The 14238-nt window shown below is 43.0% G+C and carries 13 protein-coding genes; 7 read left to right on the top strand and 6 right to left on the bottom strand.

The window, feature by feature from the left end:
* Positions 1 to 355 precede the first annotated feature (355 nt).
* From A4E24_RS07020 to A4E24_RS07005, 4 genes are all read left to right on the top strand, one after another.
* A complete protein-coding gene (locus tag A4E24_RS07020; RefSeq protein ID WP_292352573.1) occupies positions 356 to 589 on the top strand; it encodes an Lrp/AsnC ligand binding domain-containing protein in 234 nt (77 codons plus the stop codon).
* Between the two features lie 82 nt (positions 590 to 671).
* Positions 672 to 2540 (top strand): DNA topoisomerase VI subunit B, encoded by a 1869-nt coding sequence (locus A4E24_RS07015; RefSeq protein WP_292352572.1) that lies wholly within the window; start codon positions 672 to 674, stop codon positions 2538 to 2540.
* The gene (locus A4E24_RS07010) at positions 2541 to 3650 is read left to right on the top strand and encodes a DNA topoisomerase IV subunit A (protein ID WP_292352571.1); all 1110 of its coding nucleotides are present in this window, start codon (positions 2541 to 2543) and stop codon (positions 3648 to 3650) included.
* 35 nt (positions 3651 to 3685) lie between these two features.
* Positions 3686 to 4786, top strand: coding sequence for a mechanosensitive ion channel family protein (locus A4E24_RS07005; RefSeq protein ID WP_292352570.1), 1101 nt, complete (start codon positions 3686 to 3688; stop codon positions 4784 to 4786).
* A 22-nt stretch (positions 4787 to 4808) separates the two neighbouring features.
* On the opposite strand, the gene cutA is transcribed toward A4E24_RS07005, so the two are convergent.
* The gene (cutA, locus tag A4E24_RS07000; protein ID WP_292352569.1) at positions 4809 to 5120 is read right to left on the bottom strand and encodes a divalent-cation tolerance protein CutA; all 312 of its coding nucleotides are present in this window, start codon (positions 5118 to 5120) and stop codon (positions 4809 to 4811) included.
* Positions 5121 to 5141: 21 nt separating this feature from the next.
* Entirely contained in the window at positions 5142 to 5738 is a 597-nt protein-coding gene (locus tag A4E24_RS06995; RefSeq protein WP_292352568.1) for a GTP-binding protein, read from the bottom strand.
* 129 nt (positions 5739 to 5867) lie between these two features.
* Here A4E24_RS06995 and A4E24_RS06990 point away from each other — a divergent pair, with 129 nt between their 5' ends.
* Positions 5868 to 7199, top strand: a complete 1332-nt coding sequence (locus A4E24_RS06990) for an MFS transporter (protein WP_292352567.1) — start codon at positions 5868 to 5870, stop codon at positions 7197 to 7199.
* A 46-nt stretch (positions 7200 to 7245) separates the two neighbouring features.
* Here the strand turns inward: A4E24_RS06990 and A4E24_RS06985 are convergent, their stop codons facing one another.
* On the bottom strand, positions 7246 to 7872 hold the full coding sequence (locus A4E24_RS06985; protein WP_292352566.1) for a phosphoribosyltransferase: 627 nt from the start codon (positions 7870 to 7872) through the stop codon (positions 7246 to 7248).
* A gap of 232 nt (positions 7873 to 8104) precedes the next feature.
* Positions 8105 to 8602 (bottom strand): GNAT family N-acetyltransferase, encoded by a 498-nt coding sequence (locus A4E24_RS06980; protein WP_292352565.1) that lies wholly within the window; start codon positions 8600 to 8602, stop codon positions 8105 to 8107.
* 221 nt (positions 8603 to 8823) lie between these two features.
* On the opposite strand from A4E24_RS06980, the gene A4E24_RS06975 reads away from it, so the two are divergent.
* Complete coding sequence (locus A4E24_RS06975) at positions 8824 to 10134, top strand: hemolysin family protein (RefSeq protein WP_292352564.1); 1311 nt, start codon at positions 8824 to 8826, stop codon at positions 10132 to 10134.
* Positions 10135 to 10185: 51 nt separating this feature from the next.
* Here A4E24_RS06975 and A4E24_RS06970 read toward each other — a convergent pair whose 3' ends face one another.
* Positions 10186 to 10743, bottom strand: coding sequence for a MarR family winged helix-turn-helix transcriptional regulator (locus tag A4E24_RS06970; protein WP_292352563.1), 558 nt, complete (start codon positions 10741 to 10743; stop codon positions 10186 to 10188).
* A 206-nt stretch (positions 10744 to 10949) separates the two neighbouring features.
* Between A4E24_RS06970 and A4E24_RS06965 the strand changes: the two genes are divergently transcribed.
* A complete protein-coding gene (locus A4E24_RS06965; RefSeq protein WP_292352562.1) occupies positions 10950 to 12761 on the top strand; it encodes a KUP/HAK/KT family potassium transporter in 1812 nt (603 codons plus the stop codon).
* A gap of 27 nt (positions 12762 to 12788) precedes the next feature.
* On the opposite strand, the gene thrC is transcribed toward A4E24_RS06965, so the two are convergent.
* Positions 12789 to 14132 (bottom strand): threonine synthase, encoded by a 1344-nt coding sequence (thrC, locus tag A4E24_RS06960; protein ID WP_292352561.1) that lies wholly within the window; start codon positions 14130 to 14132, stop codon positions 12789 to 12791.
* Positions 14133 to 14238 lie beyond the last annotated feature (106 nt).

Below are 14238 nucleotides of genomic sequence, written 5' to 3'. Positions count from 1 at the left end.
TAAAAGGTAGGTATTAATGATATATATACTTTATTATTATGCTCATCATTATGATGTAAAATCAGGCAAAAATTGACCACAACAACAATGATACTAAGAGATGGTGGATACAGGCGCCTATAAAAATTAAGACATGGAGTGGAGAATGAGCGGGCTGGGGAGTGGGGGTTGTTATAAAAGAATCTGTACCCGCTCATCGTTATACAATGGGAGATAATTGTATATAAATTTTACTATATAATTTAACAGATTGCAGACAAAACTTTTTATATAGATATTAGAAAAACAGACGGAGATAAATGAGAAAAGCATAAAATAATAAATAGATTGCATCCGTCTAAAGTGTGGTGAAAGAATGGTGATCGGAGTCACAATGGTAAATGTGCTGCCTGGAAAAGAGAGGGCAGCTTATACAGAATTGCAAAATATTGAAGGTATCAAGGACATTTATCATGTTTTCGGAGAATACGACTTTGTCGTAATTGTGGATGTCGAAGACCTCAGCAGATTGAACAATATAGTCGATGACATCAGAGAGAACGAGTTTGTTACGGCTACACAGACCATAGTTGGTGCCGAGCTAAAATAATTAAGGCGCAGCATATTTATATAGCGTGCTTTTTATATAAGAAGCGGCTTTAGCTGACATGCTTAACTAAGGATGATAGTACATGGAAATCCCAATTGCAGAAGAACTTGCAAAAAATCAGAAATCAATAAGTGTAGCCGAATTCTTCGAGAAGAACAGGCAGATACTTGGATTTGACTCAGCTCCCCGTAGCCTTATCACCACTATAAAAGAAGCTGTGGATAACTCCCTGGACGCCTGTGAGGAGGCTGAGATCCTTCCAGACATCCTCGTACAAGTGGAAAGGTCGGACAAAGACAGCTTAGTGATCATTGTTGAGGACAACGGACCTGGAATAGTAAAGGAGCAAATACCTAAGGTTTTTGCAAAGCTGCTTTATGGATCGAGGTTCCATGCTCTGAAACAAAGCAGAGGACAGCAGGGTATAGGCATATCCGCATCTGTGCTCTACTCTCAATTGACCTCAGGGCACCCCACAAGAATCATCTCAAAGATCGGACAGGGAAAACCTGCGCACTACTATGAGCTAATGATCAACACAAGTACCAATGAACCGGAGATCCTGAAGGAAGAAGTACTTGACTGGGACCGGCATCATGGAACACGCATCGAGCTGGAGATGGAAGCCTCTTATGTTAAAGGGAGAAGACAGTCCGTGACCGAGTATCTGAGGTCAACGGCCATTGTAAATCCTCACGCACGTATAAAGCTAATAGAACCGGATAAAAATGAGATCCTGTTCGAAAGGGCAACAGACAAGATACCGGAAGCTGCAAAGGAAATCCTTCCTCACCCACATGGAATAGAACTGGGAACGCTCATGAAGATGCTCAGATATACTGAAAGACAAAAACTGACACCTTTCCTGCGATATTCCTTTTCAAAGATAGGCCACCTTACAGCAGAAGAGATCTGCAAGGCTTCTGGTCTTGACGGAGAAATGGACCCCCATGAGATCAACAGGAACCAGGCAAAGAAACTGCTTGAAGCCTTCGGCAAGGTGAAGATCATGGCCCCTCCCACCGACTGTCTTTCCCCTATAGGCGATAACCTGATCTACAAAGGCCTGGAAAAGGAGTTCAATGTGGACTTTATTGCAACTACCAGCCGGACACCATCGGTCTATTCCGGAAATCCTTTCCTTGTGGAAGTAGGAATGGCCTACGGAGGCGATCTGCAGAAAGAAGACCGTGTGGACATCCTGCGCTTTGCCAACAGGGTGCCCTTGTTATACCAGCAAGGCGGATGCGTCACCACGCATGCCATAGAATCCATTAAATGGAAACAGTACGGCCTTAATCAGCCAGGAGGAGGACTGCCCACCGGACCTGTCGCTATACTGGTCCATGTCGCATCAACAAATGTACCGTTCACCTCTGAGTCAAAGGATGCTATAGCCGATATTCCTGAAATAAAAGCTGAGATCGAGCTGGCGATAAAGGAAGTCGGCCGTAAGCTTAACATGTATATGAACCGGCAGGAAAATCTGAAAAAGCGCAGAGAGAAAGAGATAATAATTACCAAAGTGCTTCCCAAAATGGCAAAGAAGCTTGCGGAAACACTGGACAGAGATGTGCCGGACATAAATCCTGTTGTTGCGAGGATCATGGGTAACTTGCTTGTGAGCAGAAAGATAAGCCGCAACGCCGATGATAGCGCAAGGGTCTCCATAATGCTCAAGAATTTCTCAGGTAAGACCGTAGAGTGTACTGTCCACGAAATGGTTCCCTTCAAAATAAGAGAAACGACACCTGAACCCAAGGTAATATCCATGGGCAATGATTTTGATTACGTATGGAAGATATCAGTTTCCACTGGCTCCTCAAAGGCCATAAGCTATGTAGTGGATACACTATCCGATGTAGAAGCTATGAAGTTCCCTGAAGTGATCGTGGAAGGACTTGACGAAGAGCTCGTAACGGGTGCAAAAGCTATCAAGGGGCTGGTTTGAATGGCCAGGGAAATATCACAACAGAAAAAAGAACACGATGAACTTGCTAGCAGCCGCCTTTATGGACTGACAGATACAATTTATAAGCAGTTCCTGGATGGAGAAGTGCCGTCTGTGAGCCTGCCAACCAGGACCAAGAACAATATCGAGTACAATGATGACTCAGAGGTCTGGGTATATGGCGACCGGGAAAGCGAACGCAGTGCAAAGACCGTAAAGGGAGCTTTCCAGCTTCTCAAGGCAGTGCATACCGTAGATTTCCTGGTAAAGAACCACATTGCTCAGAACCGTGGTTCCACATTAAGAGAATTGTATTATATCTCCGAGAACTGGGATATCGCCAAGTTCCGGGAACAGCCCGAAAGTGACCGGCTCATAGAGGACCTGGAGATAATTACCGGATTGCAGAGGGAATATTTCCACATGCGGCCCGAAGAGGATGGGGCTACGATGTTCGGCCCTATAAGGATACGGGAAGAGACAAAGAGAGGAGACAGAACGATCCATTGCCAGGAAGACATCGGAGAAAGTGGTTATCAGATACCGTTCAATGTGGAGAACATAGAGTTCCTTGACCATGATGCTGATTTCATAATAGCCATCGAGACTGGTGGTATGTACGCCAGGCTTATTGAGAACGGGTTCGATGAAAAATACAACGCGATACTTGTGCATCTCAAAGGCCAGCCTGCAAGGTCCACCAGACGCATCATAAAACGTATGAACGAAGAATTGTCCCTGCCTGTAGTGGTGTTCACTGATGGTGATCCCTGGTCATACCGCATTTTCGCGTCCGTGGCATATGGGGCCATTAAAAGTGCGCATCTTTCAGAACACATGGCAACACCAGGAGCAATGTTCGTAGGAGTTCAGCCCTCAGACATTGTGGAATATGAACTATCCACCGATAAACTGACAGAAAAAGACGTAAGTGCCCTTAGAAGTGAACTAAGCGACCCGCGTTTTGCTACAGACTACTGGAGAGAGCAGATCAACCTGCAGCTTGAGATCAACAAAAAGGCCGAACAGCAGGCATTTGCCGGCAAGGGCCTGGATTTCGTGACCGACAGATATCTGCCTGAGAGACTAACGGATCTTAAAGTCATTTAAATAGAATATAGAACCAAGTATAGGAACATGCTATAATGAACGATACGGCCTCTCTTTATCTGAACGATTTACTGGGAACCCCGGCAGGATCGTTTGAGTCGCGTCTTGCGATCTCCCTATTGATACTATTCTTATCGATTGTAATTGCTACAATAGTTGATTTCCTCTTTAAGAGAGTGTTCCTATTTTACGCATCCAGAACAAAATTGGAATTTGATGATCTCATTGTAGGCGTATTAAGGAAACCACTGTATTTGACCGTTATTATCATTGGCATGTTCTTATCTTTGCATTATACTGACCTTACAACTACCTACATTGTAATACTTGATGACATAGGCCTTACCTTATTGTGTGTGATCTGGGTAATCACTTTAATTAAGATAAATAAGATCCTGTTTGAGAAGGTATTTCCACACCTGACACATAAAACAGAAACTCAGATAGATGATGAGTTGCTTCCCCTTTTAAAAGGGATTGCAAATATCGCGCTTATATTCATCGGGGCCTTAGCAGTACTTAATTTGATCTGGAACATCAATGTTACTCCTCTGTTCGCATCAGCTGGAATAGCAGGCATTGCTGTGGCGTTTGCAGCACAGGATTCCATTGCACAGCTTTTTGGTGGTATCTCCATATACTTTGATCAGCCTTTCAAAAGAGGAGACAGGATCGAACTGGATAGTGGAGAGGTAGGTATTGTACATGAAGTTGGGATAAGGAGTACAAGGATAATGAACCTGTACAATAACATGATAATCATACCCAACAAAATAATAGCCAATAGCAAGATCATCAACTACACTTCACCGCAATCGAACATGTTGGTGAAGATGACCATGGGCGTTGCATATGGTTCTGATGTGGAGAAGGTAAGAAGTGTTTTTTACGATATAATAAAGAGTAACGACCTCGTACTCAAATATCCGGAGCCTTCAGTTAGGTTTAACGAGTATGGGGATTCGAGCCTCGATTTTGGACTGTACATGTGGATCAAAAGCCCTTCTGACAGGATAAGACTAATAGATATGATCAACAGCCGGATAGCAGAAGAGTTCGAGAAGGAGGGTATCGAAATACCTTTCCCGACACGCACCCTTTACATAAAGAACCAGGAAGAAAGTATTCCAAAATAAACATGGAAATATTTTCTCCTTTTCATTTTTTTCTCACACACTCGATGATCCACTGGGCATACTTATCTTCTCCATCCACAGGCCACCATATGAGGGCAGGAAGTTCATAACTGTGCATAGAGTTGACAGTATTTTTTACTTTTTCCAGCATTTCAGAAGTTGTCTTGATGGAGAGCTCTACCTCTCCTTCTTCTTCAACATTCCCTTTCCATTTATAGACAGAAGTTATAGGATGCATGTTGACACATGCAGCAAACCCTTTTTTAACGAGGACATTAGCGATACTTTTAGCTTCATCCATGTTCGCTGTAGTAGTATGTACGATAATTATCATGTTAGATCACATCTTCAGGTATTAGTTTGATCCAAGAGAATCGATCAATTCAGAGATCCCTGTGCCTTCCTTTGCATTCATTTCAAGTATAGTAGCCTTTGAATTCAGATACTTGAACATGGTCTTTAGTCGCGAAGTACGCTCGTTATCTGCCATATCCGCTTTGTTCAGACAGATGATATCGGTCTCTTCGACCTGTATCCTTGCATATCTTAACAACAATGGGATCTCCAAGGGGAACTCTTTAGCATCGACCATAGTGATCATAGGAGCTATTTGCAAGTTTTCCAGTGGCATTCGCTGCAGATCGGCCTTTATCCTGACAGGAAGCACGGTTTCCTCTGCCTCGATGAACACCAGGTCCGGCCTGAACTCTTCTTGCAAAGCCTGTATGTTGTTGATGATGTCCGCATCAAGGGAACATGGAATACACACACTTTCGATGTCTTTCTTTTTAATTCCCATTTCATGCAGGGTACCTTCATCATAATCCACATCGCCTGTTTCCTGTACAATGACACCGATCCTTTGTCCGGCGTCGCTGAATCTCTTTGACAGCTTCAGGATAGTTGTTGTCTTGCCGCTGCCAGCAGGTCCTCCAACAATTATCACGTTCACAATTCAACCCCCTATATAGAAGATACGTTTCCTATCTGTTCCCTGGTTATTAATTTCTTGCTGTGGACTTGATGTCGGTTTGCCCTTGGGGATCATTTTTAAAACTATGATGGACATATTGTTCTATGGATGACACTAGCTTCTGAAAATCCCCGGAAAGATGGGAAGGAGCTTTTTCCGTTGTATACTGTTACATTCATCGGGACCTTGGGGTTCGGGATCATCCTAACTTTTCTTGTATTCCTGGTTACAGATTACGGGGGAAATGCACTGATCTATGGCCTGCTAGGCTCCACCTACCCCGCATTTCAACTGATAGGAGCTCCCATCCTGGGAAGATGGTCTGATCTTTACGGGAGAAGGAAGATACTGCTTTTAAGCCAGATCGGCACCCTCATTGCGTGGATCATTTTCCTAATTGCCCTATTCCTTCCAGTGATCACTTTTAAAAAAGTGGAATCTGATATTCTCGGAGCCTTCACCATCACACTTCCTTTACTGGCACTTTTCTTTGCCAGGGCACTTGATGGTATTACAGGAGGAAACGTATCAGTTGCGAACGCATATCTTGCAGACCTGACTAGCGAAGAGGAGAGAAACAAGAACTATGGCAGGATGTCGGTGGCCTCTAACCTTGGATACGTTTGCGGCCCTGCTCTTGCAGGGGTTCTGGGAGCAACTATCTACGGAGAACTTATCCCGGTTTCTGCAGCTCTGTTGATATCAGTTGCTGGCACATTAATAATCATCTTGTTCCTTCCTGAATCACATAACTGCGCCATTGAAGAGTATCCGAAGACTAAAAGCATCAGCAAGCTACTAGGACAGGAGCACAAGGAATGTTATCAGGCAGAAGGAGGGAAAAAAATAACATTCAGTGAAGTTTTCAAGCTCGAATATATCCCGTTTATGATGGTCCTTTATTTCCTCATCTTTCTGGGTTTCAACATATATTATACAGCCTTTCCCGTCTTTGCTGCCACTGCTCTGGAATGGAGCCCTGCTGAGTTAGGCATTTATTTTTCTGTGCTCAGTGCTATGATGGCATTCGTTCAGGGACCAGTTCTTGGGAAACTCACCACCCACTATGCCGAATCAGTGCTGATAGTAGCCGGAGGGTTCGTCCTTGGACTACAGTTCATCCTGATAGTTCCCGGAAATATATTCCTTTTATATCTGGCGGCTGTCTTTTTCGCACTCGGTAACGGGATAATGTGGCCCTGTGTCCTGTCCATGCTCTCCAAGTTGGCAGGAAAGACCTACCAAGGCTCTGTGCAGGGATTTGCTATGAGCGCCAGTAGTTTGGCAAGCATAATCGGACTTCTTGCAGGAGGAGTGCTGTACACCCAACTCAAAGCAATGTCATTTCTGGTTGCAGCTGCTATCATCTACATCGTTGTTCTCCTTTCCCTCAGGCTCATGAAAATTGAAAAAAGCAGACAGGAACAAGAGTTCAGCTGAAGGGCCGCTCTGTGCAGCATTGGAACTGTAGCATTGTAGCATACAGTTACTTTTTACTCCTTTGCATAATATCCAGTACTTCAACATCAGAAACATCATACCAGTGTTCATAGACCTGTGCAACAGCCATGAAATTCCGAGGCGTTTCCAGGACTACGAGCTCATCTGCCATCCGTACCATCTCGTCAGCAACCCTCCTTCCGGCAACCGGGACTGCAACAACTATCTTTCCTGCATTCCTATTTCTGCAAAGCATTATTGCAGCCCTCATGGTAGAACCCATTGCAAGGCCATCGTCGACCAGTATGACAGTCCTTCCGGCCATTTGAGGTAAGTCTTCCCCTTTTCTTAACACAGCGATCCTTCTCTTTATTTCATTGATCTGTTCCTGCTTTATATGATCGATCTGTTCCCCGGAAAGCCACAAAGCTGCATCATTGAAAATGAAAGTGCTTCCATCCTCTGCTATGGCGCCAAAACCTGCTTCAGGATCGTCAGGAAAAGGCAGTTTTCTTGAGATCAATATTGAAAAATCTGCATTCAAATACTCAGCTACCTGGTACCCTACCTCTACTCCACCCCTTGGAATGGCCAGAACCAGAACATTATTGTCCTTGTATTTCTTTATTGCCACTGCAAGCTTTTTCCCGGCATCTTTTCTGTTTTTGAACATAGCTTTCCCCTAAAATATTTTTAAAAATGGGCAGCTGTGCAAATATGAAGATGCAACCCATTAAAGTACCTGTGCCAAATAAAAATGCCTAAAAGCAAAGAACAGTACTCTTTCCTCCCCTTTTGAAATTTCCAAATGGTATTTCGTAAAATAAGCATAAATAGATTTGTAGTAACTGAATGTATCGATCACTTCAATTGATCCGCATGAAAAGGAAGATCAGAAGAGCATTTTATCCAATGTCCTTCTGCATCCAGACAATATCGAAGAATATACCTTTCTTCCTGGCGACTTCCCTGAATCTGCCGCATTCGATGAAACCATGCTTTTGATGGAAACGGATACTACCTTCGTTAAGTGAGGAAATGCTTGCCAGAACATTGGAAATTCCACGCTTTTTCCCTTCTGTCACAAGATATTCCAGCATCTGTGAACCAAGACCCTTACCTGTCAGCTCTGGCCTTATGAAATATGTGACCTCCGCAGTATGAGAAAATGCCGGCATGGGATTATGAGGACGAAGCATTCCAAAACCCGCACATACGCCTTCATTATCCCTGACCATGACCGATGGATGATCTTTACACATATCCAGGAACATGCCAAAGAACTCATATGGTACTTTGTGCTCCGGATACGCTGCAAAGCTATGCTCTATGTAGTAATTGAAAAGATCTATTACGTCTTTCTGGTCGGATGGACCTATTGGCTCAAGCAAGTATTCTGACATTTGTCCTCCTTTAGTTCTAATAGTACTAAGTAGGAAGTTCCTAAAATAGTATAGATACTAAACTATTTAAGTTTAGCTGATATACTAACTTTAATAAAGATCACGACCACCTGGAATCAAGGAATTGCCCTTGCCTTATGATCGGGCATAGAAATAAGAAATACCTTTACCAGGGAATAATGAATTAACTTTAAATTATAACCCTGTTATATACCTGTAAAATGGCTTATACATTTGAGATTGTCATCATCATTGTTTTGATCGTACTCAATGGTATCTTTTCTATGTCTGAATTTGCTCTTGTTTCATCCAAAAGGACACGCCTTAAACAACTGGCAGAAGAAGGAGATACCGGAGCAGTAGCTGCACTTGAGCTAGCTAGCAAATTAACTCCATTCCTCTCGACCATTCAGATAGGGATCACTCTTGTGGGTATCCTTGCCGGTGCTTTCGGTGGAGCCACTGTAGCAAAAGGTCTTGAAGTCTACCTAGGGGATTTTCCAGCTCTTGCACCATACAGCAATGCAGTGAGTATCACTTTTGTGGTACTGGTAATAACCTACCTCACCTTGATCTTTGGAGAGCTGGTCCCAAAACAGATCGCACTCAACAAAGCAGAAGTTATTGCCTCTAAAGTTGCAAGGACCATGCTTTTCCTTTCAACCGTCGCAAAGCCGCTGGTCATTATTCTTAGCATGTCCACCGAAGCCGTGCTTCGGATACTGAGGATCCAGAAGATCAATGGACCACCTGTAACAGAGGAAGAGATCAAGATCATGCTTGAAGAGGGCACTGAAGCCGGAGTATTTGAGGAAGCAGAGTTGAGCATGATAGAAGGAGTGCTTGAGATAGGTGATCTCAGAGTTGAATCACTGATGACACATCGTACTGATATTATAGCTCTCGACCTGAACGACACGGTCAATGAGAACCTGCAGAAGATGATCCTGAGCGGCCGATCCTATTTTCCTGCTTACGAAAGGGACCTGGATAATATTGTAGGCATGGTATCCGTAAAGGATATCCTGGCCAAAATAGTGGAATCCGGTGAAGTTGATATAAGAACTAATGTAACTAACCCTCTCTTTGTACCCGAGGCCATCTCTGTTCTGAAACTCCTTGAATTGTTCAAGGAGCTTGGAGTGCATATTGCTCTGATCACCGATGAGTACGGAAGTATCCAGGGGATCATTACTCTGCATGATATCCTCGAAGCGATTGTGGGAGATGTCCGAACTATTGGAGAACCATTGGAAACACCTGTTGTGGTAAGAGAAGATGGCTCGTGGCTAATAGATGGAGATACATCCATTGAAAAACTAAAGGATATTCTATCCGTAGATACTTTTCCGGAGGAAGAAGAAGGATATTACAGGACCATTGCCGGATTCATCATGTATGTCTTACAGAGAATACCAATTACAGGAGAACACATAGAATTCAAAGGGCTGCGCTATGAAGTGGTGGATATGGATGGCAATAGGATAGATAAAGTGCTGGTAGAAAAGGTACCAAAACCAGAGGTGTCATGAGTCAAAGACCCAACCCTTTTCCTGTTTAGGATAGCTATATTTATCGGCCTTTCAGATAATACTTTGAGAACGGTCCTCATCTGGATGCTCCGGAGTTCTCCAGCACGAACTGCCGGCTAATTTTTTTCTTACTGCGGGGCAATTGTCAAGCATACGTTCCATTTGCATAAGAATTGAAAAAACATTTTCAATATCTCTGTGGGATAGTTTTGATACTTGCCCGACCATATCCTGATTGACCATTTCGTGATAAGCTGAATGCCAGTAAAAAACGTCCTTCCCGCGTTCTGTCAGCCTGATGACTACAGATTTCTTATCCCCTTCCCGGTTAGCACGCTCAATATAACCTTTCTCTTCGAGTTTCTTTGCTGTCTGGGAAACAGCGCCTTTAGTGATACCAAGTCTGGCTGCTATTTGGGAAATACCTGCTTCCGGATAACGCCCTGCCATATCTATCAGATGCACTTCAGATGCGTATAGAAGGACACCATGACCAATATCAACTGGTTCTTTTTCAATGGCAGCTGCTTTATTAAGGATCCTTGAAACTGTGTCCAGGATATCAGAAGCGATCCCTGAAGAATTGTCTTTAGCAGAATTGTTTATCATGTATACAATATAGCAATTGTATGCTATCTAAATATTATCACTGAAAAATAATGTTGTCATTACTGTTGATCAAACCGACATTGGCATAAGTATTAATAGCATCGCATATGTAGTAAGATTCCGTTCTAATATGATATACCTACCTATAGATCTCATAATAAGAGGCCACAAGATTGCACATCTGGCTTTATTTAGGAGATGCATTTGTGTTGAACAAAAATGAAACCAGAGGAATACTTAATTCCATGGGACTTGTTTTTGGGGATATCGGAACTAGCCCCATATACACGCTTGCGGTCATATTCCTCATCACATCTGTCACATATGCTCACGTGATAGGGGTCCTTTCCCTGATCATCTGGACACTGATAATACTTGTCACTATTGAATATTCCTGGCTTGCAATGAGCCTTGGAAAAAAAGGAGAAGGAGGAACCATAGTATTAAAAGAAATACTTGTTCCTCTGTTGAGATCCGGAAGAAAAGTAACTGTAATAACGATATTATCCTATGTTGGCATTTCTTTCCTGCTGGGAGATGGCGTGATCACACCTGCCATAAGCATATTAAGTGCTGTGGAAGGGCTGAAAATAATACCTGGATTGGAAAAAATAGGTCAGGGAACACTTGTTACAATTGCAGGCGTGATTGCAATATGCCTTTTTTCCATACAGAAAAAGGGTACTGAGAAAATTGCCTGGATGTTTGGACCTTTGATGGTCATATGGTTCTTATCACTTGTTCTATCAGGTATTGCCTCAATAATCTACACTCCATCCGTACTCAAGGCTATAAATCCATATTATGCCATTGATTTTCTGTTGCATAACGGGTTATCAGGTTTCTTTGTATTATCAGAAGTGATTTTGTGTGCCACTGGTGGCGAAGCATTATATGCTGATATGGGTCATCTGGGAAGAGAACCGATCATAAAGGCCTGGAGATTTGTATTCATTGCACTGGTGCTGAGCTATCTGGGACAGGGAGCATTCCTCATAAGGAACCCGGATTCCAAGAACGTGCTCTTTGAGATGATATTCCAACAGGCACATATCATTTACATGCCATTCCTTATCCTTAGTATCATTGCTACGGTCATTGCTTCACAAGCAATGATAAGCGGCATGTTCTCAATAGTATATCAGGGCATCACTACCAGAATAGCTCCGATGTTAAAGATCGATTACACATCAGACGAGTTGAAATCACAGATATACATAAGCGCCGTTAATTGGCTGCTTTTAATTTCCGTGCTGTTTGTTATGTATGAGTTCAAAGAATCCAGCAAACTTGCTGCAGCTTATGGGCTAACAGTCACCGGAAGCATGGCGATCACAGGTATTATGATGACTATGATATTTAGTCTGAGAAAAGACTGGACAAAAGCAACTGTTTCGTTCTTTGTGACAGTTGTTGACCTGTTATTCCTTATATCCAACATGTATAAGATCCCTCATGGGGGTATCTGGTCCATTACCATAGCATCTCTTATATTCAGTATGATAATGATCTATACATCAGGCCAAAAGAGGCTGTATCAGTCTCTAAGACCTATGAGACTGGATGATTTCCTGCAAATCTATAAACAAAGGTATCAAAATGCAAATAGAATAAAAGGTACAGCTCTTTTCTTTGCACGGAATGTCAATGTGATCCCACAATACATCCCACATACGATGTTCGGGAATGATATAGTCTATGAAGATAACATTATAATTTCTATTACCTCACTTGAAGAACCCTTCGGCGTTAAAAGCTCTTTCAGAGAAGAACTGGCACCGGGATTAAGGACATTCGATATCGAGATGGGTTATATGGAAGTTGTGGATGTTGCAAAAATTCTGGAAAATGCAGGAATTAGAGAGAAAACTATATTCTATGGAGTAGAAGACATTATTACCAATAACCCTGTATGGAAGGTATTCTCCATGATCAAGAAACTTACACCTTCATTTGTTCAATACTACAAGCTTCCTCCGGAAAAACTTCACGGAGTTATAACAAGATTTGAGATGTAAAGGGGATCAGAAGCCTCAAAATGAGGCTTAAGAAAGTTTTGATAACAGGTACCCTTTGAACTTTTCGTAATCCGCACCCAGGAAATCCATGTGCTCTTTCTTTGCTTCTATTTCTTTAAGGCTGCTGGGCAACTCAGGGTCAATACCTGTCACTGATCTCACTTCTGCTGGGAATTTTGCAGGATGCGCAGTTTCCAGTGCCACTGCAATTGTTTTATCCCCGGTCTTTTTCCTGTAATCAGATAGGCCTTTTATTCCCACGGCCCCGTGGGGCTCAATAAGAATACTATAACTGTCCAGAATATCTCTCATCGTGGTCTTTGTTTCTTCATCGGTAACAGAACTGGAATAAATATCATTTCTTAGCTTTTCCATATCCGGCATCTTATTGACATTGCCCTGCTCATCCATCTGACCACCATAAACTGCAATAAGCCTCGCCAGGTTGCTCGGATGACCTACGTTCATGGCATTTGAAAGGCAATTAAGGGATGGAACTATCTTATGATATTCACCACTGATGAGGAAGGATGGGACTTCATCGTTCTCGTTCACAGAGGCGATGATCTTCTTTACAGGAAGACCCATTGTCTTTGCCAGCACACAGCCCATCATATTCCCAAAATTGCCTGAAGGTATTGAGAAGACGAGCTCTTCTGGATAGTTACAAAGGTTAGCATATGCGTAAATATAGTACAGGGACTGGGGAATAAGTCGGCCAATGTTAATAGAGTTCGCAGAGGACAGATTAAGATGCCTGAGCTGCTGGTCTGAAAATGCCTGCTTTACCATAGCCTGACAATCATCGAACTTACCATCTATGGCTATTGCAGTTATGTTCTTCTGGAGGGTGGTCATTTGCTTCCGCTGACGATCGGAAACCTCATTACGTGGGAAAAGCACGACGACCCTGACATTATCAAGCCCATAGAAAGCATGAGCAACTGCGCTTCCCGTATCCCCGGAAGTAGCAGTAAGAATGGTTATTTCCCTGTTCTCTCTTTTGAGATAGTATTGCATCAATCTTGCCATCAGACGTGCTGCGAAATCCTTGAAGGAAGCAGTGGGCCCGCGGTCCAGACGCATGATATAGGTGTTTTCGTTCACCTTTTCCAGAGGTACATCATAGTTATAAGCATCGTAAGTTATCCCTTTTAGGGAAGCCTCATCGACCTCCCCTTCCAGAACCTTGCGCAATACACGGAAAGCGACCTCTGGATATGGTTTGTCTTTCATGGACACAAGATCGTCCCCTGACAAAAGGGGAAGAGATCTTGGCAAGTATAGACCTTTGTCAGGAGCCTGGCCTTCAATGAGAGCAGCTTCAAAGGAGACTTCTGCTGCCTGGAGATTAGTGCTGTAGAGTTTCATACTGATCAGTGATTAGTTGATATTGGTAGTATAGGCTGTCTAATGATTAGTACTTATGATTTACTTTTGGGTTAAGAATGTTGCTATAATAATATTGTGCTAAGTG

It is taken from the genome of Methanomethylovorans sp. PtaU1.Bin093, assembly GCF_002067275.1.
Lineage (GTDB): Archaea > Halobacteriota > Methanosarcinia > Methanosarcinales > Methanosarcinaceae > Methanomethylovorans.
Note: the sequence above shows the minus strand (reverse complement) of the source record. Positions and strands in the feature narration are given on the sequence as shown.

Bases quoted from the DNA above. Each gene is read 5' to 3' on its own strand.
- thrC (WP_292352561.1), bottom strand. From the start codon at position 14,132: ATGAAACTCTACAGCACTAATCTCCAGGCAGCAGAAGTCTCCTTTGAA.
- A4E24_RS07015 (WP_292352572.1), top strand. From the start codon at position 672: ATGGAAATCCCAATTGCAGAAGAACTTGCAAAAAATCAGAAATCAATA.
- A4E24_RS06980 (WP_292352565.1), bottom strand. From the start codon at position 8,602: ATGTCAGAATACTTGCTTGAGCCAATAGGTCCATCCGACCAGAAAGAC.
- A4E24_RS06975 (WP_292352564.1), top strand. From the start codon at position 8,824: ATGGCTTATACATTTGAGATTGTCATCATCATTGTTTTGATCGTACTC.
- cutA (WP_292352569.1), bottom strand. From the start codon at position 5,120: ATGATAATTATCGTACATACTACTACAGCGAACATGGATGAAGCTAAA.
- A4E24_RS07020 (WP_292352573.1), top strand. From the start codon at position 356: ATGGTGATCGGAGTCACAATGGTAAATGTGCTGCCTGGAAAAGAGAGG.
- A4E24_RS06990 (WP_292352567.1), top strand. From the start codon at position 5,868: ATGACACTAGCTTCTGAAAATCCCCGGAAAGATGGGAAGGAGCTTTTT.
- A4E24_RS06985 (WP_292352566.1), bottom strand. From the start codon at position 7,872: ATGTTCAAAAACAGAAAAGATGCCGGGAAAAAGCTTGCAGTGGCAATA.
- A4E24_RS06970 (WP_292352563.1), bottom strand. From the start codon at position 10,743: ATGATAAACAATTCTGCTAAAGACAATTCTTCAGGGATCGCTTCTGAT.
- A4E24_RS07005 (WP_292352570.1), top strand. From the start codon at position 3,686: ATGAACGATACGGCCTCTCTTTATCTGAACGATTTACTGGGAACCCCG.
- A4E24_RS07010 (WP_292352571.1), top strand. From the start codon at position 2,541: ATGGCCAGGGAAATATCACAACAGAAAAAAGAACACGATGAACTTGCT.